Annotated in this window: 16 protein-coding genes; 11 read left to right on the plus strand and 5 right to left on the minus strand. The window is 71.6% G+C overall.

Going from position 1 to position 19,816, the window contains the following annotated elements:
• Positions 1-160: 160 nt before the first annotated feature.
• Positions 161-1,120, minus strand: coding sequence for an agmatinase (gene speB, locus ACIPAE_RS05760; RefSeq protein ID WP_328464344.1), 960 nt, complete (start codon positions 1,118-1,120; stop codon positions 161-163).
• A gap of 186 nt (positions 1,121-1,306) precedes the next feature.
• Between speB and ACIPAE_RS05765 the strand changes: the two genes are divergently transcribed.
• A complete protein-coding gene (locus ACIPAE_RS05765; RefSeq protein ID WP_402443108.1) occupies positions 1,307-2,191 on the plus strand; it encodes a phosphatase in 885 nt (294 codons plus the stop codon).
• Positions 2,192-2,290: 99 nt separating this feature from the next.
• Here ACIPAE_RS05765 and ACIPAE_RS05770 read toward each other — a convergent pair whose 3' ends face one another.
• From ACIPAE_RS05770 to ACIPAE_RS05780, 3 genes are read right to left on the minus strand one after another with little or no spacing between them, the layout of a single operon-like run.
• The gene (locus ACIPAE_RS05770) at positions 2,291-3,175 is read right to left on the minus strand and encodes an acyl-CoA thioesterase (RefSeq protein WP_402443110.1); all 885 of its coding nucleotides are present in this window, start codon (positions 3,173-3,175) and stop codon (positions 2,291-2,293) included.
• Positions 3,172-4,329, minus strand: a complete 1,158-nt coding sequence (locus tag ACIPAE_RS05775; RefSeq protein ID WP_366410521.1) for an acyl-CoA dehydrogenase family protein — start codon at positions 4,327-4,329, stop codon at positions 3,172-3,174. The genes ACIPAE_RS05770 and ACIPAE_RS05775 overlap by 4 nt, the downstream gene beginning before the upstream one ends.
• Positions 4,330-4,362: 33 nt before the next feature.
• The gene (locus ACIPAE_RS05780) at positions 4,363-4,992 is read right to left on the minus strand and encodes a TetR/AcrR family transcriptional regulator (protein ID WP_328464348.1); all 630 of its coding nucleotides are present in this window, start codon (positions 4,990-4,992) and stop codon (positions 4,363-4,365) included.
• Positions 4,993-5,076: 84 nt separating this feature from the next.
• On the opposite strand from ACIPAE_RS05780, the gene ACIPAE_RS05785 reads away from it, so the two are divergent.
• The 10 genes from ACIPAE_RS05785 to glmS all read left to right on the plus strand — a co-directional run bounded on the left by ACIPAE_RS05785 (position 5,077) and on the right by glmS (position 18,621).
• Positions 5,077-6,705: a carboxyl transferase domain-containing protein gene (locus ACIPAE_RS05785; RefSeq protein ID WP_402443113.1), complete on the plus strand. Its 1,629-nt coding sequence runs from the start codon at positions 5,077-5,079 to the stop codon at positions 6,703-6,705.
• Positions 6,706-6,746: 41 nt separating this feature from the next.
• On the plus strand, positions 6,747-8,756 hold the full coding sequence (locus ACIPAE_RS05790) for an acetyl/propionyl/methylcrotonyl-CoA carboxylase subunit alpha (protein WP_402443321.1): 2,010 nt from the start codon (positions 6,747-6,749) through the stop codon (positions 8,754-8,756).
• A 155-nt stretch (positions 8,757-8,911) separates the two neighbouring features.
• The gene (locus ACIPAE_RS05795) at positions 8,912-9,844 is read left to right on the plus strand and encodes a hydroxymethylglutaryl-CoA lyase (protein WP_402443322.1); all 933 of its coding nucleotides are present in this window, start codon (positions 8,912-8,914) and stop codon (positions 9,842-9,844) included.
• Between the two features lie 2 nt (positions 9,845-9,846).
• A complete protein-coding gene (locus tag ACIPAE_RS05800; protein ID WP_328464351.1) occupies positions 9,847-11,013 on the plus strand; it encodes an acyl-CoA dehydrogenase family protein in 1,167 nt (388 codons plus the stop codon).
• Positions 11,014-11,122: 109 nt separating this feature from the next.
• Positions 11,123-12,586: a pyridoxal phosphate-dependent decarboxylase family protein gene (locus ACIPAE_RS05805; protein WP_402443115.1), complete on the plus strand. Its 1,464-nt coding sequence runs from the start codon at positions 11,123-11,125 to the stop codon at positions 12,584-12,586.
• Positions 12,570-13,898, plus strand: a complete 1,329-nt coding sequence (locus ACIPAE_RS05810) for a lysine N(6)-hydroxylase/L-ornithine N(5)-oxygenase family protein (RefSeq protein ID WP_402443116.1) — start codon at positions 12,570-12,572, stop codon at positions 13,896-13,898. Before ACIPAE_RS05805 ends, ACIPAE_RS05810 begins: the two co-directional genes overlap by 17 nt.
• Positions 13,895-14,443: a GNAT family N-acetyltransferase gene (locus ACIPAE_RS05815; protein ID WP_402443118.1), complete on the plus strand. Its 549-nt coding sequence runs from the start codon at positions 13,895-13,897 to the stop codon at positions 14,441-14,443. The genes ACIPAE_RS05810 and ACIPAE_RS05815 overlap by 4 nt, the downstream gene beginning before the upstream one ends.
• Entirely contained in the window at positions 14,440-16,386 is a 1,947-nt protein-coding gene (locus tag ACIPAE_RS05820) for an IucA/IucC family protein (RefSeq protein WP_402443119.1), read from the plus strand. The genes ACIPAE_RS05815 and ACIPAE_RS05820 overlap by 4 nt, the downstream gene beginning before the upstream one ends.
• A 68-nt stretch (positions 16,387-16,454) precedes the next feature.
• On the plus strand, positions 16,455-16,730 hold the full coding sequence (locus ACIPAE_RS05825; RefSeq protein ID WP_328464361.1) for a hypothetical protein: 276 nt from the start codon (positions 16,455-16,457) through the stop codon (positions 16,728-16,730).
• 76 nt (positions 16,731-16,806) lie between these two features.
• Complete coding sequence (gene glmS, locus ACIPAE_RS05830) at positions 16,807-18,621, plus strand: glutamine--fructose-6-phosphate transaminase (isomerizing) (RefSeq protein ID WP_366410515.1); 1,815 nt, start codon at positions 16,807-16,809, stop codon at positions 18,619-18,621.
• Positions 18,622-18,717: 96 nt separating this feature from the next.
• Here the strand turns inward: glmS and ACIPAE_RS05835 are convergent, their stop codons facing one another.
• The gene (locus ACIPAE_RS05835) at positions 18,718-19,239 is read right to left on the minus strand and encodes a universal stress protein (RefSeq protein ID WP_328464365.1); all 522 of its coding nucleotides are present in this window, start codon (positions 19,237-19,239) and stop codon (positions 18,718-18,720) included.
• Between the last annotated feature and the right edge of the window lie 577 nt (positions 19,240-19,816).

The raw sequence follows: 19,816 nt of genomic DNA on the forward strand, positions 1-19,816 counted from the left end.
CCGTCCTCCACCACGTTCGTCCCGCGACCCGCCGCCGCTTGTCCTGCCGACGCTCCCAACGCGCCGCACCGCGCGTTTCATCCTCCCGCAACAAAACCAACGACCAAGGTCGCACATGAGTGCGACCTTGGTCGTAATCACTTCGAGTGATTCGGACGGCTCAGCGGGCTGCCGCGATCTGCCGGGCCATGATCGTCGTGAGCTCGTAGGCGGTGTGGGAAGCGGCGACCGAGGTGATCTCCGCGTGGTCGTAGGCCGGGGCGACCTCCACCACGTCGGCCGACACCAGATGGCAGCCGGACAGGCCGCGCAGGATCTCCAGGAGCTCGCGTGAGGTGAGGCCGCCGGCTTCCGGGGTCCCGGTGCCGGGGGCGTGCGCGGGGTCGAGGACGTCGATGTCCACCGAGATGTACAGCGGCCGGTCACCGATCCGCTCCCGCAGCTGCTGGGCGACCTCGTCGACGCCGCGGCGCATCACGTCGGCGGAGGTGACGATGCCGAAGCCCATCTTCTCGTCGTCGTCGAGGTCCTTCCTGCCGTACAGCGGGCCGCGGGTTCCGACGTGGGAGAGCGCCGAGGTGTCGAGGATGCCCTCCTCGACCGCGCGGCGGAACGGCGTCCCGTGGGTGTACGCGGCGCCGAAGTACGTGTCCCAGGTGTCGAGGTGCGCGTCGAAGTGGAGCAGGGCCACCGGCCCGTGCCGGCGCGCGACCGCGCGCAGCAGCGGCAGGGCGACGGTGTGGTCGCCGCCGAGCGTCATGAGGCGGGCACCGGTCGCCAGCAGGTCGTCTGCGGCGGTCTGGATGGTCTCGACCGCCTCACCGATGTCGAACGGGTTGGCGGCGATGTCGCCCGCGTCGGCCACCTGGGCAAGCGCGAAGGGGGCGGCGTCCTGCGCCGGGTTGTACGGGCGCAGCAGCCGGGACGCCTCGCGGATGGCGTTGCCGCCGAACCGCGCGCCGGGGCGGTAGGACACCCCGGTGTCGAAGGGCACGCCGACGACCGCGACGTCCGCACTGCCCACCTCGTCGAGCCGGGGCAGACGGGCGAAGGTCGCGGGGCCCGCGTAGCGCGGGACACGCGAGGAGTCGACGGGGCCGCGCGGCTGGGCGCTGCTCATGTGGCTGCCTCTTCTCGGTGTGGCGGTTCGGTACGGCGCTTCTCGGTACGGCCGGTGCCCGCCGACCCTACGGTCCCCCATCGGCCCCCGAAATGTACGTTTCCTCCAATCGGCGACGGTGATTACGCCTCGGCGTCGATCCAGGGCACGTCGCATACCGGGACGCGGGGGCGGGAGAATGTCTCCATGCCCATGGACCCGCTGCCTGCCACCCCCACCCGCCAGGCCCTCGTCTCGCACCTGATACGCACCCGGATCGCCGGAGACGTCGCGACCACGCGCGAGAACAACCTCGACCACTACCGGGAGCTCGCCGAGGGCAACCGCTACTTCTGGTTCGGGTTGGACCTCGGTGACCGGTGGACCGAGGAGTCGGCGGTGCTGGAGTTGATGGCGGAGCGCTGCGGGGTGGTCGCCGACCCCGAGCACGTGCACGGGCAGGACACCATCGATCCTGAGCTGACCGTCGAGGGCCTGGACCGTATGGCGGAGGTGCTGAAGAAGGCGGCGGAGAGCCGCTCCACGGTCCTGCTGGCCAGCGGGCATCCCGCGGGATTGTTCGCGGTGCACAACGTACTTGCCGGGGCCTTGCGGGCGGTCGGCTGCCAGGTGGTCGGACCGGCGGAGAACCTGTACGCGGACGGCGGCGAGATCCGCTACCTCGGCGGTGTCTTCATGCTGCACCGGGGTGGCGGCCTGGTGCACACCCACTCACCGGAACCGATGACCGAGGTGCTCAACGCCCTGGAGCGCGACGGGCGGGGGCTGCCCGACCTGGTGGTGGCCGACCACGGCTGGGCGGGCTGCGCGGGGGCGCGCGGTATCGACACGGTCGGCTTCGCGGACTCCAACGACCCGGCGCTGTTCGTCGGCGAGTCCGAGGGCAGCGTCCTGGTGAGCGTGCCGCTCGACGACAACGTGCAGCCGCACTTCTACGCGCCGATGGCCTCCTACCTGCTGGACGCGGCCGACCTGCGGCGCCGCCCGGCGGCGCCCCGGCCGGGCGGTGGCGGCCGGCACCGCCCGGACCCCCGGACCCGAAGGACCAGAACCCGCAAGACCCGCGACTAGGAACCGGGGACCAGGGAGCGTCGGAGCCCGGACACCGACCCCGATCGCCGACCCCGCCCCCCTATCGCCGACCGGGACCCTCTGCGGGGCGTGCCGGCCTCAGTCCCACGGCACCCGGACCAGGCCCTCCTGGATCACCGACACGGCCAGCGCGCCGTCCTGCGTGTAGATGCGCGCGGTGCCCAGTCCGCGTCCGCCCGAGGCGGACGGGCTCTGCTGGTCGTACAGCAGCCACTCGTCGGCGCGGAAAGGGCGGTGGAACCACATGGCGTGGTCGAGGCTGGCGCCCACCACGTCGCCGACCGCCCAGCCGCCGCGCCCGTGCGCGAGGAGCACCGAGTCGAGCAGCGTCATGTCCGACACATAGGTGGCCAGGCAGACGTGCAGCAAGGGGTCGTCGGCGAGCTTGCCACGGGTGCGGAACCACACCTGGGAGCGGGGTTCGCGGCGCACGCCCGCGGTGAGGAAGGGCGGGTCCTCGACATAGCGCAGGTCGACGGCGGCCCGCGCTTCGAGCAGCCGGTCGATGACCGTCGGATCGGGGAACTTGTCGGCGTGGGCCGGCAGCAGTTCGTCGGCGCTGGGGAGCGTCTCGGGGTCGGGCGCCGGCGGCATCGCCTCCTGGTGCTCCAGGCCGTCCTCATGGATCTGGAAGGACGCCGACAGGTGGAAGATCGGCTGGCCGTGCTGGATCGCGACGACCCGCCGGGTGGTGAAGGACCGGCCGTCGCGAATCCGGTCCACCTGGTAGACGATCGGCGCGCCCGGGTCGCCGGGGCGCAGGAAGTACGCGTGCAGGGAGTGTGCGGCGCGCTCCTCGGGCACGGTGCGGCCGGCGGCGACCAGCGCCTGCGCGGCGACCTGCCCGCCGAAGACGCGCGGCACCACGGCCGAGCGGCTGAAGCCGCGGAAGATGTCCTGCTCGATCCGCTCCAGGTCGAGGAGGCCGAGCAGGGACTGCAGGGGTGTCGGTTTCTCGTTCACAGGCCCATCGACTTGGCAATGATCGACTTCATGACCTCACTGGTTCCGCCGTAGATCCGGTTGACCCGGTTGTCCGCGTAGAGGCGGGCGATCGGGTACTCGTTCATGTAACCGTATCCGCCGTGCAGCTGGAGGCAGCGGTCGATGACACGGGCGGCGACCTCGGTGCAGAAGAGCTTGGCCGAGGCGGCGTCGGCGGCGGACAGCTCGCGCCGGTCGTGGGCTTCGAGCGCGCGGTCCACGACGGCCTCGGCGGCGTCGACCTCGGCCTTGCAGGCGGCGAGTTCGAACTTGGTGTTCTGGAACGACGCGACGGTCTTGCCGAAGACGGTGCGGTCCTGGACGTACGCCTGCGCGAAGCGGATCGCGGCCGCGGCCTGGGCGTGGGCGCCGGCCGCGATGGCGAGTCGCTCCTGCGGCAGGTTCTGACCGAGGTAGGAGAAGCCCTTGCCCTCCTCACCCAGCAGGTCCTCCACCGGCACGCGGACGTCGGTGAAGGACAGCTCCGCGGTGTCGGAGGTCTTCAGGCCGAGCTTGTCCAGCTTGCGGCCGACCGCGTAGCCGTCGGACTTGGTGTCGACGACGAAGAGCGAGATGCCGGCGCGGCGGTCCTCGGGAGTGGGCGGGGCGGTGCGGGCGCAGACGATCACGCGGTCGGCGTGGACGCCGCCGGTGATGAAGGTCTTCGCGCCGTTGAGGACGTAGTGGCTGCGGTCGTCGGCGAGTTTCGCGGTGGTCTTCATGCCGGCCAGGTCGGAGCCGGTGCCGGGCTCGGTCATCGCGATGGCGAACATGGTCTCGCCGCTGACGAAGCCGGGCAGCCAGCGCTTCTTCTGCTCCTGGGTGCCGTACGCCATCACGTACGGCAGGCAGAGGCCGACGTGCACGCTGCTGCCGCCGAAGCTGACACCGGCGCGGGCCAGCTCCTCGCCGATCACGGCCTGGAACTTGAAGCTGCGCTCGCCCGCGCCGCCGAACTCCTCGGGCACCTCGATGCCGAACACACCGAGCTCACCGAGCTTGTAGTAGAACTCCCGCGGTACCTGCCCGGCCGCCAGCCACTCGTCGTAGACGGGGACGACCTCGGCCTCGATGAAGGCGCGTATCGTCTCGCGGAACGCCTCGTGGTCCTCGTTGAACACCGTACGACGCACAGCGCGCCTCCCATCCGAGAATTAAGCAAGCGCTCAGAAAGTTACCCGCCGGTCGTCACCGCTGTCCAGGGCAGGGCCGCCGCCGAGGGCGTCCAGCGCGCTGAGCGCGAGGCGGTGCAGAAGAGCGGCCATCCCGGCGCGGTCGGGCAGGCCGGACTGCGCGCCGAGGTGGGGCGTGGAGTTGAGCAGGCCGAACACGGCGTGGACAGCGGCTCGGGCCTCCAGTTCGGTGGCGCCGGGGTACACCCGGCGGACCACCGCCACCCATTCCTCCACATACTGCCGCTGGAGCTGGCGGACGAGTTTGCGGTCGGATTCGCGCAGCCGGTCCAGCTCGCGGTCGTGCAGGGTGATGAGCGGCCGGTCGTCGATGGCGAAGTCGATGTGGCCGCGGATCAGCGCGTCCAGCGTCTCGGCGGGCTCCGTGGTCTCCGCGACCCGCATCCGGCCCGCGGCCAGCAAACGCCCGCTGATCCCGACCAGCAACTCGGCGAGCATCGCGTCCTTCCCGGCGAAGTGCCGGTACAGCCCGGGGCCGCTGATGCCGACCGCGGCCCCTATCTCGTCCACGCCGACTCCGTGGAACCCGCGCTCGGCGAAGAGCCGCGCGGCCTCTCGGAGGATCTGCTCGCGCCGGTTTTCCACAGCCTTGGTCGGACTCATGAAATCGAGTCTAGACAATCCCGTTAGCGAGCGTTAACGTGGAGTCATCAGGTTAACGCTCGCTAACACCCGGGGGGCCGACCCATGGCAGCACCCGCCCTGTCCAGTGCCGCAGATCCGGCATCGAAGGCATTTCGCGCCAACGCGCAGGCGCACACCGCACTCACGGCGACTCTGCGTGACAAGCTTGCCGCCGCGCGGCTCGGCGGCGGAGAGAAGGCGCGCGCACGGCACACCTCCCGGGGAAAACTGCTGCCGCGGGACCGCGTGGACGGACTGCTCGACCCCGGCTCCCCCTTCCTCGAACTTGCTCCGCTCGCCGCCGACGGGATGTACGACGGCCAGGCCCCCGCGGCGGGGGTGATCGCCGGCATCGGCCGGGTCTCGGGCCGCGAGGTCGTGGTGGTGGCCAACGACGCCACCGTCAAGGGCGGCACCTATTACCCGATGACCGTCAAGAAGCACCTGCGGGCCCAGGAGGTCGCGCTCGACAACCGGCTGCCCTGCGTCTACCTGGTGGACTCCGGCGGCGCCTTCCTCCCCCGGCAGGACGAGGTCTTCCCCGACCGCGACCACTTCGGCCGGATCTTCTACAACCAGGCCACCATGTCGGCCCGCGGCATCCCGCAGATCGCCGCGGTGATGGGTTCGTGCACCGCCGGCGGTGCCTATGTCCCGGCGATGAGCGACGAGGCCGTGATCGTGCGGAACCAGGGCACGATCTTCCTCGGCGGCCCGCCCCTGGTGAAGGCCGCCACCGGAGAGGTGGTCACCGCGGAGGAACTCGGCGGCGGCGAGGTGCACTCCCGGACGTCCGGTGTCACCGACCATCTCGCCGAGGACGACGCGCACGCGTTGAGCATCGTCCGCGACATCGTGGCCACCCTGCCGGCCCGGGGCGCGCCGCCGTGGACGGTGCGGCCCGCGGAACCACCCGCGGTGGACCCGGCGGGGCTGTACGGCGCGGTGCCGGCGGACTCCCGTACGCCGTACGACGTGCGGGAGGTGATCGCCCGGCTGGTCGACGGCAGCCGCTTCGCGGAGTTCAAGGCGGAGTACGGCACCACGCTGGTCACCGGATTCGCCCACCTCCAGGGCCATCCGGTCGGCATCGTGGCGAACAACGGCATCCTGTTCGCCGAATCCGCCCTCAAGGGCGCGCACTTCATCGAACTCTGCGACCAGCGCGGCATCCCGCTGCTCTTCCTCCAGAACATCTCGGGCTTCATGGTGGGCCGGCAGTACGAAGCGGGCGGCATCGCCAAACACGGCGCGAAGATGGTGACGGCGGTGGCGTGCGCCCGGGTGCCGAAGCTGACGGTGGTGATCGGCGGCTCCTACGGCGCCGGGAACTACTCCATGTGCGGCCGGGCCTACAGCCCCCGCTTCCTGTGGATGTGGCCCAACGCCAAGATCTCCGTGATGGGCGGCGAGCAGGCCGCCTCGGTGCTGGCGACGGTGAAGCGGGACCAGTTGGCCGCGGCCGGCGAGAAGTGGAGCGAGCAGGCGGAGGAGGACTTCAAGGCTCCGATCCGCGAGCAGTACGAGACCCAGGGCAACGCCTACTACGCGACGGCCCGGCTGTGGGACGACGGGGTGATCGACCCGCTGGAGACCCGCACCGTACTGGGTCTGGCGCTGACCGCCTGTGCCAACGCGCCACTGCCCGAAGCCGATCCGACCGCGCCGGGCTACGGCGTCTTCCGGATGTGAGGGCCGAGATGAGCAGCAACACCACCCCGAGCCGGCCGGCGATGTTCGACACCGTGCTGGTGGCCAACCGGGGAGAGATCGCGGTGCGGGTCATGCGCACCCTGCGGGAGTCAGGAGTGCGGTCGGCGGCCGTGTTCACCGAGGCGGACGCCGGCGCCCGGCATGTGCGGGAGGCCGACACCGCGGTGCGGGTGGACAGTTACCTGTCGGCGTCCGAGCTGGTGCGGGCGGCGGGCGCGGCCGGTGCTCAGGCCGTCCACCCCGGATACGGATTCCTCGCCGAGAACGCGGGCTTCGCCCGGGCCTGCGCACAGGCCGGGCTGGTCTTCATCGGGCCGCCGGCCGACGCGATCGAGCTGATGGGCGACAAGATCCGGGCCAAGCAGACCGTGCAGGCCGCCGGGGTGCCGGTGGTGCCCGGCAGCAGCGGCAGCGGGTTGACCGACAACGAACTGGCCGAGGCGGCGCGGGAGATCGGCATGCCGGTGCTGCTCAAGCCGTCCGCGGGCGGCGGTGGCAAGGGCATGCGGCTGGTACGGGACACGGCGCGGCTGCCAGAGGAGATCGCGGCGGCCCGCCGGGAGGCGCGCGGTTCGTTCGGGGACGACACGCTGCTGGTGGAGCGGTGGATCGACCGGCCGCGCCATATCGAGATCCAGGTGCTGGCCGACGCGCACGGCAATGTGGTGCACCTCGGCGAGCGGGAGTGCTCGTTGCAGCGCCGGCACCAGAAGGTGATCGAGGAGGCGCCGTCGGTGCTGCTGGACCCGGCCACCCGGGCGGCGATGGGCGAGGCGGCGGTGCAGGCGGCGCGTTCGTGCGGGTACACCGGCGCGGGCACGGTGGAGTTCATCGTGCCCGGCGCGGACCCGGCCGCGTACTACTTCATGGAGATGAACACCCGGCTCCAGGTGGAGCACCCGGTGACGGAGTTGGTGACCGGGCTGGACCTGGTGGAGTGGCAGCTGCGGGTGGCCTGCGGGGAACCGCTGGACTTCGGCCAGGAGGACGTGACGCTGACCGGGCACGCGATCGAGGCGCGGATCTGCGCGGAGACGGCCCGGCCGGGCGACGGCTCGGTGGACTTCCTGCCGTCGGCGGGCACCGTGCTGGAGTTGCGTGACCCGGCCGGGCCCGGGGTGCGGGTGGACTCCGGTCTGGCGGCGGGCACCGAGGTCGGCACCGCCTATGACCCGATGCTCGCCAAGGTGATCGCGCACGGCCCGGACCGGGCGACAGCGCTGCGCAGGCTGCGGGCGGCGCTGGCCGGCACGGTGGTGCTGGGCCTGGAGACGAACACCGGGTTCCTGCGGCGGCTGCTCGCGCATCCGGCCGTGGTGGCGGGCGAGTTGGACACCGGGCTGATCGACCGGGACGCGGCCGGGCTGCTGCCGGACGGGGTGCCGGACGAGGTGTACGAGGCGGCGGCGCTGCTGCGGCAGCGCGAGTTGGCAGCGCCGGCGGAGGACGGCGGGTGGGTCGACCCGTTCTCGGTGCCGAGCGGGTGGCGGCTGGGCGGGGAGCCGGCCTGGACGGTGCACCATCTGCGGGTGCCGGGCCGGGAGCCGGTGCGGGTGGGAGTGCGCGACGGCCGGGTGCGGATCGGCGACGGTCCGCCGGTGCGGGCACGCATCGATGTGACCGGCTCGCGGGTGGTGCTGTACCGCGAGGACAGGGCGTCGGCTTTCGACCGGGCGGGCGAGTGGCTCGGCCGGGACGGCGACAGTTGGCGGGTGCAGTCGTACGACCCGGTGGCGGCGGCGCTGCGGGGTGCGGCGGCGGGCGCCGGGGGTGGTGCGCTGACCGCGCCGATGCCGGGCACGGTCACGGTGGTGAAGGTCGCCAAGGGCGAGCAGGTGGTGGCGGGGCAGAGTCTGCTGGTGGTGGAGGCCATGAAGATGGAGCACGTGATCGCCGCGCCGCATGACGGCACGGTGACGGAGATCGACGTCACCGCGGGCAGCACGGTGGCGATGGACCAGGTGCTGGCGGTGGTGGCGCCGGACGGCGACCCGGACGCTTCGGCCCTCGGCTCCGGGGAGGCGTCATGACGGCCGGCGACGGATCGGCGGTGCGCGGCACCGGGACCGGCGGTGCCGGCAGGACTGACGGGACTGACGGAAGCAGCGGGAGCAGCGGGAGCAGCGGCAGCAGCCCGGAAGCGGGCACGAGCAGTCGCACGGAGGGGCTGCCCGCGGGCCTGCCGATGGCGGTGCCGATGCCGGGACTGCCGGAGTACGTCCGCATCCATGAAGTCGGCGCCCGTGACGGCCTGCAGAACGAGAAGTCGACGGTGCCGACGGAGGTGAAGGCGCGGTTCGTGCACCGGCTGGCGGAAGCGGGGCTGACCACGATCGAGGCGACCAGCTTCGTCCACCCCACGTGGGTGCCGCAGTTGGCGGACGCGGCCGAGCTGATGCCGCTCCTGGCCGACCTGGCCCGGGACCCGGAGCTGCGGCTGCCGGTGCTGGTGCCGAACGCACGGGGGCTGGAGCGGGCGCTGGAGCTGGGGGTGCGGGAGATCGCGGTGTTCGGCAGCGCCACCGAGTCCTTCGCCCGGGCGAACCTGAACCGGACGGTGGCGGAGTCGCTGGCGATGTTCGAGCCGGTGGTGGCGCGGGCCCGGGCCGAGGGAGTACGGGTGCGCGGCTATCTGTCGATGTGCTTCGGCGACCCCTGGGAGGGCCCGGTACCGGTCGGGCAGGTGGCGGGGGTGGCCAGGCGGCTGTACGAGCTGGGCTGCACCGAGTTGAGCCTCGGCGACACCATCGGGGTGGCGACGCCGGGCCATGTGGTGGCGCTGCTGGACGAGTTGACCGCCGGCGGGGTCCCGATCGGACACCTCGCGGTGCACTTCCACGACACCTACGGTCAGGCCCTGTCGAACACGCTGGCCGCACTCCGGCGGGGCGTCGGCGTCGTCGACGCTTCGGCCGGCGGCCTGGGCGGCTGCCCCTACGCCAAGAGCGCCACCGGAAACCTCGCCACCGAAGACCTCGTCTGGATGCTGCACGGACTCGGCATCAGGACCGGGGTCGACCTCGACCGCCTCAGCGCCACAAGCGTCTGGATGGCGGAGCAGTTGGGACGGCCGAGCCCGTCCCGTACCGTCCGCGCCCTCACCCACCGGGAGCCGTAGCCATGTCGATCGACCACCGTCTGTCCGAGGAGCACGAGTCGCTGCGGGCGACCGTGGCGGAGTTCGCCCGCGATGTGATCGCACCGAAGATCGGCGACTTCTACGAGCGGGAGGAGTTCCCGTACGAGATCGTGCGGGAGATGGGGCGGATGGGCCTGTTCGGGCTGCCGTTCCCGGAGGAGTACGGCGGGATGGGCGGGGACTACTTCGCGCTGGGGCTGGTGCTGGAGGAGTTGGCGCGGGTCGACTCGTCGGTGGCGATCACCCTGGAGGCGGGGGTGTCGCTGGGCGCGATGCCGGTGTTCCGGTTCGGCACGGAGGAGCAGAAGCGGACCTGGCTGCCGCGGCTGTGCTCGGGCGAGATGCTGGGTGCTTTCGGGCTGACCGAGCCGGAGTGCGGTTCGGACGCGGGCGGCACCAGGACCACCGCGCGGCTGGACGAGTCGAGCGGCGAGTGGGTGATCAACGGCACGAAGTGCTTCATCACCAACTCCGGCACCGACATCACCGGCCTGGTCACGGTGACCGCGGTGACCGGTCGCAAGGAGGACGGCCGGCCGCGGATCTCCTCGATCATCGTGCCGTCCGGCACCCCGGGGTTCACGGTGTCGAAGAAGTACAGCAAGGTCGGGTGGAACGCCTCGGACACCCGGGAGTTGTCGTTCGCGGACTGCCGGGTGCCGGCGGCGAACCTGCTGGGTGCGGAGGGCCGGGGATACGCCCAGTTCCTGCGGATTCTGGACGAGGGGCGGATCGCGATCTCCGCGCTGGCCACCGGGTTGGCGCAGGGGTGCCTGGACGAGTCCCTGGCCTACGCGCGGCAGCGGAAGGCGTTCGGGCGGCCGATCGGCGCCAACCAGGCGATCCAGTTCAAGCTCGCGGACATGGAGATGCGCGCCCACACCGCTCGACTGGCCTGGCGGGACGCGGCGTCGCGGCTGGTGAGCGGGGAGAAGTTCAAGAAGGAGGCGGCGCTGGCGAAGCTCTACAGCTCGGAGATCGCGGTGACCAACGCCCGCGAGGCCACCCAGATCCACGGCGGATACGGCTTCATGAACGAGTATCCGGTGGCCCGGATGTGGCGGGACGCCAAAATCCTGGAGATCGGCGAGGGCACCAGCGAGGTCCAGCGGATGCTGATCGCAAGGGAGTTGGGATTGTCCGAATAACGCGGCAGAGGTAGCCGGCGAAAGGGGCAGAAGTGCTGGGGTGGGCCCACCGGGGCCGGTGAGTTAGGTTAGGCTAACCTAACTCATCCCCCCAGTGAGAGGTCCACCCATGCGCTCACACCTGCTCAGTGACGCCACGACGGAGCAGTACCGGCGCTCCGTCGCCGAGGGAGTCGAGCGGGTGGCGGCCACCCTGGCCGCGACCGACCGGCCGTTCACCGGCATCAGCCCCGACGCCCTCGCTCCCCGGGTCGACGCCGTCGACCTCGACCAGCCCCTCGGCGACACCGCCGCCGCCCTGGAGGAGCTGGAGTCGGTCTATCTGCGCGACGCCGTCTACTTCCACCATCCCCGTTATCTCGCCCATCTCAACTGCCCGGTGGCGATCCCCGCGATCGCCGCCGAGGCCGTGCTCAGCGCGGTCAACTCCTCGCTGGACACCTGGGATCAGAGCGCCGGCGCCACCTTGATCGAGCGCCGGCTGATCGACTGGACGGCGGCCCGGATCGGCCTCGGCCCGGCCGCCGACGGGGTGTTCACCAGCGGCGGCACCCAGTCCAACCTCCAGGCGCTGCTGCTGGCCCGGGAGGAGGCGGTCGGTCACGGCGCCGATCCGGCCCGGCTGCGCATCCTGACCTCCGAGTGCGGCCACTTCAGCGTCCGCAAGTCCGCGAAGCTCCTCGGCCTGTCCGCGGACGCGGTCATCACGCTGCCCTGCGACCGCGACCGCCGGATGCAACCCGCGGCGCTCGCACGTGAGTTGGAGCAGTGCGCCCGCGACGGGCTGGTCCCGATGGCCGTGGTGGCCACCGCCGGCACCACCGACTTCGGCTCCATCGACCCGCTCCCCGCCCTCGCCGCGCTCTGCGCCCGGCACGGCGTCTGGCTGCATGTGGACGCCGCCTACGGCTGCGGGCTGCTCGCCTCCACCACCCGCCGGCACCTGCTCGACGGCATCGAGGCCGCCGACTCCGTGACCGTCGACTATCACAAGTCCTTTTTCCAGCCAGTCAGTTCGAGTGCCGTGCTGGTGCGCGACCGCGGCACGCTGCGGCACGCCACCTACCACTCCGACTACCTCAACCCCCGCCGAGCGGCGGCCGAGCGCATCCCCAACCAGGTGGACAAGTCGCTCCAGACCACCCGCCGTTTCGACGCGCTCAAGCTGTGGATGACGCTGCGGGTGATGGGCGCCGACGGGGTGGGCGCGCTCTTCGACGAGGTGCTGGACCTGGCCGACGCGGCCTGGACGGCGCTGGACGCCGACCCCCGTTTCGAGGTCGTCGTCCGCCCCACGCTGTCCACCCTGGTCTTCCGCTGGCTGCCGTCCGGCATCGCGACCCCGTCCGACATCGACCGCGCCAACCTGCACGCCCGCCAGGCGGTGTCCGCCGCCGGCCAGGCCGTGGTCGCCGCCACGAAGGTCCGCGGCAGCCACTACCTGAAGTTCACCCTGCTCAACCCGAACACCACGCTCGCCGACATCACCGCGGTCCTCGACCTGCTCGCCGGGCACGCCGACCGCCACCTCGCCACCACGACCACGGGAGAGACGCTTGTCCACGCCTCGTGACCCCCGCAACGCCGCGGCCACGGCTACGGAACCGGCCGGCTCCGGCGACGCGCTCGACTTCATCGGCATCGGCCTCGGTCCCTTCAACCTCGGCCTCGCCTGCCTCACCGCCCCGCTCCCCCACCCCCGCGGCGTGTTCCTGGAGAGCAAGCCCGACTTCGACTGGCACTCCGGCATGTTCCTGGAGGGCAGCAGCCTCCAGACCCCGTTCATGTCCGACCTGGTGACCCTCGCCGACCCCACGTCGCCGTTCAGCTTCCTCAACTACCTCAAGCAGTCCGGCCGGCTGTACCCCTTCTACATCCGCGAGAACTTCCACCCGCTGCGCGAGGAGTTCAACGACTACTGCCGGTGGGCCGCCGCCCGCCTGTCCTCGGTGCGCTTCGAGCGCACCGTGACCGAGGTGGTCTACGACGAGCGCCACGCGGAATACGAGGTGCGGACGGCGAACGGTGAGACGTACCACGCGCCCCGCCTGGTGCTGGGCACCGGCACCCCGCCCCACCTGCCCTCCGCGGTGGACGGCCTCGGCGGCGACCTCCTGCACAACTCCCGCTACCTGGCGGCGAAACCCGGGCTCCAGGAGAAGCGGAGCATCACCATCGTCGGCAGCGGGCAGAGCGCCGCCGAGATCTATCACGACCTGCTCCAGGACATCGACGCCCTCGGCTACCACCTCACCTGGGTGACCCGCTCCCCCCGCTTCTTCCCGCTCGAATACACCAAGCTCACCCTGGAGATGACCTCACCGGAGTACATCGACTACTTCCACGCGCTGCCCGCCCCGGTCCGCGACTCGCTCAACAGCACGCAGAAGAGCCTGTACAAGGGCATCGACTCCGACCTGATCAACGCGATCTTCGACCTGCTCTACGCCAAGAGCCGCCGCGGCAAGGTCCCCACCCGCCTGCTCACCAACACCTCGCTGGACAGCGCCGATCACGATCCGGCCACCGGCACGTACACCCTCGGGCTGCGCCAGCACGAGCAGGACCGCACGCACACCCTCACCACCGAGGGCCTGGTGCTGGCCACCGGCTACCGCTACCAGGTGCCGGACTTCCTCGACCCGGTCCGCGACCGCATCCGCTGGGACGACCAGGGCCGTTACGACGTCAGCCGGGACTACGCGATCGACGTCACCGGCCGCGGCATCTACGTCCAGAACGCCGAGCTGCACACCCACGGTTTCGCCGCCCCCGACCTCGGCATGGCCGCCTACCGCAACTCCCGCATCATCCGCCACCTGCTCGACGGCGAGGAGCCGTACCGGGTGGAAACGGCCATCGCCTTCCAGGAGTTCACCGTATGACCGCCCCCGCCCGCTTCACCTTCCGCCCGGTCGACCCGCCCGCCGACGCCGGCCTGCTGCACACCTGGGTCACCCACCCCAAGGCGTCGTTCTGGCTGATGTCCGACGCGAGCCGGTACGACGTCGAGCGCGCCTACGCGGACATCGCGCAGGCGCCGTACCAGGACGCGTTCATCGGGTCGTCCGACGGCGAACCCGTCTGCCTGCTGGAGCGGTACGACCCCGCGCGGGTGGAACTGCCCGGGCTGTACGACGCCGAGCCCGGCGACGTCGGGATGCACTTCCTGGTCGCGCCGGCCGACCGGCCCGTGCACGGCTTCACCCGGGCGGTCATCGCCGCGGTGATGGGCGAACTGTTCGCCGACCCCTCGGTACGCCGCGTCGTGGTCGAGCCGGACGTCCGCAACACCGCGGTCCACGCGCTCAACAAGACGGTCGGCTTCGAGGTGATACGCCGGATACGCAAGCCGGAGAAGGAGGCGCTGCTGAGCATCTGCACCCGCGCGGGGTACGAAGCGGCGCTCGACGGGGGGCGGGTGCGATGACGACCTCCGTCCGCTCGGGCCTGGAACCGGCCCTGGACCCGGCCACCGCCCACCTGAACCCGGAACTGTGGGCGCGCGCGACCCGCCACCTGGTCCGCAAGGCGCTCGCGGAGTTCGCGCACGAGAAGCTGCTGACGCCGGCCCGCGACGAGGAGCGCGGCAGCGGGTGGTACACGGTCCGCAGCGACGACGGCGGCACGGCGTACCGTTTCCGCGCCGACCGGCTGGCGCTCGACCACTGGCACCTCGACCCGGCCTCCCTCACCCGGACCCGCGAGAGTGCCCAGAGCCCGGCCGCCCCGGACCCCATCGGCGAGGACCTGCCGCTGGACGCGCTCGCCTTCTTCGCGGAGTTCCGCACCTCCCTCGCACTCGGCGACGACGTCCTGCCGCTGTACCTGGAGGAGATCACCTCCACCCTCGCGTCGCTCGCGTACAAGTACGGCAAGCACACCGGCGACGGCACGACCGCCGGCCCTGGCACCCCTGGCGCGGACGGCACCCGGCACGCACCCGGCGCCCCCGCCACCCCTGCCACTCCCAGCGCCGCCGCCCTCAGCCGCGCCCCCTTCCAGACCGTCGAAGCCGCCATGCTCGAAGGGCACCCCTGCTTCGTGGCCAACAGTGGCCGCATCGGCTTCGGCGCCCACGACCTGGCCGTGTACACCCCGGAGGCCGCCACCCCCGTCCGGCTGACCTGGCTGGCCGCCCACCGCGACCGCGCCCGCTTCAGCGTGGGCGCCGGCCTCAGCTACGACGACCTGATCGCGGGCGAGCTGGACGCCTCCACCCGGGAGCGCTTCGCGCGGACCCTCCGCGACCTCGGCCTCGACCCCGCCGACTACCTCCTGATCCCCGCCCACCCCTGGCAGTGGGAGCACCGCCTCGCCACCACCTTCGCCGGCGAGGTCGCCCAGCGGCACCTCGTCCACCTCGGCCCGGGCGACGACACGCACCTCGCCCAGCAGTCGGTCCGCACCTTCTTCAACGCCGACCACCCCGAACGCCACTACGTGAAGACCGCGCTGTCCGTCCTCAACATGGGGTTCCTGCGCGGCCTGTCCGCCGCGTACATGGCCGGCACCCCCGCGATCAACGACTGGGTCGCCGACCTGGTCGCCGCCGACCCGACCCTGACCGCCGCCCGCTTCTCGATCCTGCGCGAGCGCGCCGCCGTCGGCTACCACCCGCTGCCGTACGAGGCCGCCACCGAGCCGGGCTCGCCGTACCGCAAGATGCTGGCCGCACTGTGGCGGGAGAGCCCGGTGCCCGGGCTGGGCCCGGGGCGGTCGGCGGCGACGATGGCCTCGCTGCTGCACGTCGATCCCGACGACGGCTCCTTCGCCGCCGCGCTGATCGCCCGCTCCGGCGAGCCGCCCGAGCGCTGGCTGCGCGGCTACCTGGACGCGTACCTGGTGCCGGTCGTGCACTGCATGTACGCCCACCGCCTGGCCTTCATGCCGCACGGCGAGAACGTCATCCTCGTGCTCGACGCCGACGGCCGGGTGGAGCGGGTGGTCTTCAAGGACATCGCCGAGGAGATCGTGGTGATGGACCCGGAGGCGGATCTGCCGCCGGAGGTGCGGCGGGTCCGCGCCGCCATCCCGGACGACGAGCAGGCGCTGTGCGTGTTCACGGACGTCTTCGACTGCTTCCTCCGCTTCCTGTCCGCGATCCTGCACACCGGCCGGGTCCTGGACCAGGACGCCTTCTGGCGGACGGTCGCCGAGTGCGTCGCGGACTACCAGCGGGCCCACCCCGAGCTGGCCGGGCGCTTCCGCCGCCACGACCTGTTCGCGCCGAGCTTCGCCCGGTCCTGCCTGAACCGGCTCCAGCTCCGGAACAACCGCAGCATGGTCGACCTCGCCGACCCCTCGGCGGCACTCCAGTTCGTCGGAATACTGGACAATCCGCTCGCCGCTCACCCGTTCGGCCCTCACTAATCGCGCAGGGGTGCCCGAAAACGGGCAGGATTCTTGCAAAGCAGGGATGATCTGATGAGTATCAACGGGTGCCCGAACACCGGACGTCCTACGAAGACCTCATCGACCACCTGGTCCGCACCACGTCGCTGCACCGCGGCGAGGCGTCCCGGGTGGTGCTGGACGTCCTGGCCTACTTCGACGAGACGACCGAGGAGTACGTCCGCCGCAGGCACCGCGAGCTCCAGGCGAAGGGGCTGGTCAACACGGAGATCTTCGAGCGGATCGGCGAGGAGCTGCCGCACCGGGCGGTCGCCCCGGCCGCGCTCTCCCAGCGCCAGCTGCGCCGGATCGTCTACGGCTGACCGGGCACCCCCACCCGACCGGGCGCTCAGGGGCGCACCGGGCACCCCCGACAGGTACGACCGAGAGGGACGGCACATGTGCGGAATTGTCGGCTACATCGGCAGGCGTGACGTGGCACCACTGCTGCTGGAGGGCCTGCAGCGGCTGGAGTACCGAGGCTACGACTCGGCCGGCATCGTGATCACCGGCAGGTCCGGCGAGCTGCGGACCGTCAAGGCCAAGGGCCGGGTGCGCGACCTGGAGGCGCGCGTGCCCAAGCGCTTCGCCGGCACCACCGGCATCGCCCACACCCGCTGGGCCACCCATGGCGCGCCCAGCGACGCCAACGCGCACCCGCACCTCGACGCGGACAGCGCCGTCGCCATCGTGCACAACGGCATCATCGACAACGCCTCGGAGCTGCGCGCCCGGCTCACCGCCGAGGGCACCGTCTTCGCCTCGGAGACCGACACCGAGGTACTGGTCCACCTCATCGCCCGCTCGCAGGCCGACACGCTGGAGCAGCGGGTCAGCGAGGCGCTGCGCGCGGTCGAGGGCACCTACGGCCTCGCGGTGCTGCACCGCGACTTCCCGGACCGGATCGTGGTGGCCCGCAACGGCTCCCCGGTGGTGCTCGGCATCGGCGAGAAGGAGATGTTCGTCGCCTCCGACGTGGCCGCGCTCGTCGCCCACACCCGCCAGGTCGTCACGCTCGCGGACGGCGAGATGGCCACCCTCAAGGCCGACGACTTCCGCACGTACACCACCGAGGGCTCACGGACCACCGCCACGCCGACCACCGTGGAGTGGGAGGCCGAGTCGTACGACATGGGTGGTCACGACACCTACATGCACAAGGAGATCGCCGAGCAGGCCGAGGCGGTGGACCGGGTGCTGCGCGGACGGATCGACGACAAGTTCGCCACGGTGCACCTGGGCGGCCTCAACCTGGACCCGCGCGAGGCGCGCGGGGTGCGGCGGATCAAGATCCTCGGCTGCGGCACCAGCTACCACGCGGGCCAGATCGGCGCGCAGCTCATCGAGGAGCTGGCCCGTATCCCCGCGGACGCCGAGCCCGCCTCGGAGTTCCGCTACCGCAACCCGGTGGTCGACCCGGACACGCTGTACGTGGCGGTGTCGCAGTCCGGCGAGACGTACGACGTGCTGGCGGCCGTGCAGGAGCTGAAGCGCAAGGGCGCGCGGGTGCTCGGCGTGGTCAACGTGGTGGGTTCGGCGATCGCCCGGGAGGCGGACGGCGGCACCTACGTGCACGCCGGGCCCGAGGTGTGCGTGGTGTCCACGAAGTGCTTCACCAACACGGTGGTGGCCTTCGCGCTGCTCGCGCTGCACCTGGGCCGGATCAGGGACCTGTCGGTCGCCGACGGCCGGCGGATCATCGAGGGGCTGCGGCGGCTGCCCGGCCAGATCGACGAGATCCTCAAGGCCGAGCCGGAGATCAAGCGGCTGGCACTGCACTTCGCGGACGCGAAGTCGATGCTGTTCATCGGCCGGGTGCGGGGCTACCCGGTGGCCCGGGAGGCGTCGCTGAAGCTGAAGGAGGTCAGCTACATCCACGCCGAGGCGTACCCGGCCTCCGAGTTGAAGCACGGCCCGCTGGCGCTGGTGGAGCCGGCGATGCCGACGGTGGCGATCGTGCCCGACGACGACCTGCTGGAGAAGAACCGGGCCGCGCTGGAGGAGATCAAGGCCCGCAGCGGCCGCATCCTGGCCGTGGCCCACCAGGAGCAGGAGAAGGCCGACCACACGATCATCGTGCCGAAGAACGAGGACGAGCTGGACCCGATCCTGATGGGCATCCCGCTGCAGCTCTTCGCCTACCACACCGCTCTCGCGCTCGGCCGGGACATCGACAAGCCGCGCAACCTGGCGAAGTCGGTCACCGTGGAGTGAGTCGCGGCCCCTGGAACACCCGTGGTGGGCCCGGACCGCACCCCGGCCGGGCCCGCCGCACGGGCCGAACCGACCGCGCCCGCACCGGCCGGGCCGCTACGGAATGACCACCACCGGCCGCTGCGCCCGGCGAGCCAGCCGTCCGGCCACCGAACCGAAGATCCGGCCGACCATGCCGTGCGTGCCGCCGACCACGATCGCGTCGGCTTCGTACTCCTTGCCGACCTCCTCCAGCTCGTGGCAGATGTCGCCGCCGCGCTCCACCAGCACCCAGGAGATCTCGGCGAGGTGGTCGGCGCAGGCCAGCTCCAGACCGAGCACCTCGGTGCGGTGGTCGGGCACGTCGACGAAGACGGGTGGCTCGCAGCCGGCCCAGACGGTGGCGGGCAGCCGGTTGGCGACATGCACGATGATCAGTGCGGAGTGCGTTCTGCGGGCCATCCCGATCGCGTACGACAGGGCCCGCTCGCTGGAGAGGGACCCGTCGAAGCCGACGACGACGCCGTGCCGGAAGGCCGGGTCGCAGGAGTGGTGCCGCGCGGTGGCCAGCTCGGGGACCGCCGCGGAGTCGGCAAGCGGCCTGCCGTCGGCGGGCTCGGGAATCTCATGAGCGGCCATGATGCGGATTCTCGGCGAGGGCGGCGCTGACGCGCCGAGCAGCGGACAAGACGTTTCTCGCGGGGCGGGCCGCCGCAGCGGCCGGTTTCGGCCAGTTCACCACTTCCCGTCCCACTCCCTCCAGGGTACGGCCGGCGCAAGCGCCTGCACAGAGCTAACGTGCCCTTCACAGGCTCTTCCGTACGTCTTCCGTACCCGGAGTTCCCAGGAGAATGCCGGAGGGAAGCCAAGAGCGCAACGGCACCGCGCCAATGAGTGCGACGCCATCGCGCCAACCGGCTGCACGGTTCGGCGCACGGGCGCACCGCGGGGGCGCATTGCGGCCACCTCCCCGACAACTCCCGTCACCACCTTCCGCCCAGCCCGACCAGCACCGCGTGCACCGCGCCGGCGGCGGTCACACAGGTGCAAGTTCACCCCGGAATACCCGCGAAAGCCGTACGCGCATTCCGCGCCGGAGCAGCGATTTTCGGCCAACTTGGCGCCGTTACGCATTCGTTGGCGGCCGTGCGCACTAACACCTGCGCCACCAGCGGTTCTACGATGCGGCAGGACGCGGACGGCGCGGTCCGGGGTC

Source organism: Streptomyces sp. NPDC087270 (assembly GCF_044744625.1).
Lineage (GTDB): Bacteria > Actinomycetota > Actinomycetes > Streptomycetales > Streptomycetaceae > Actinacidiphila.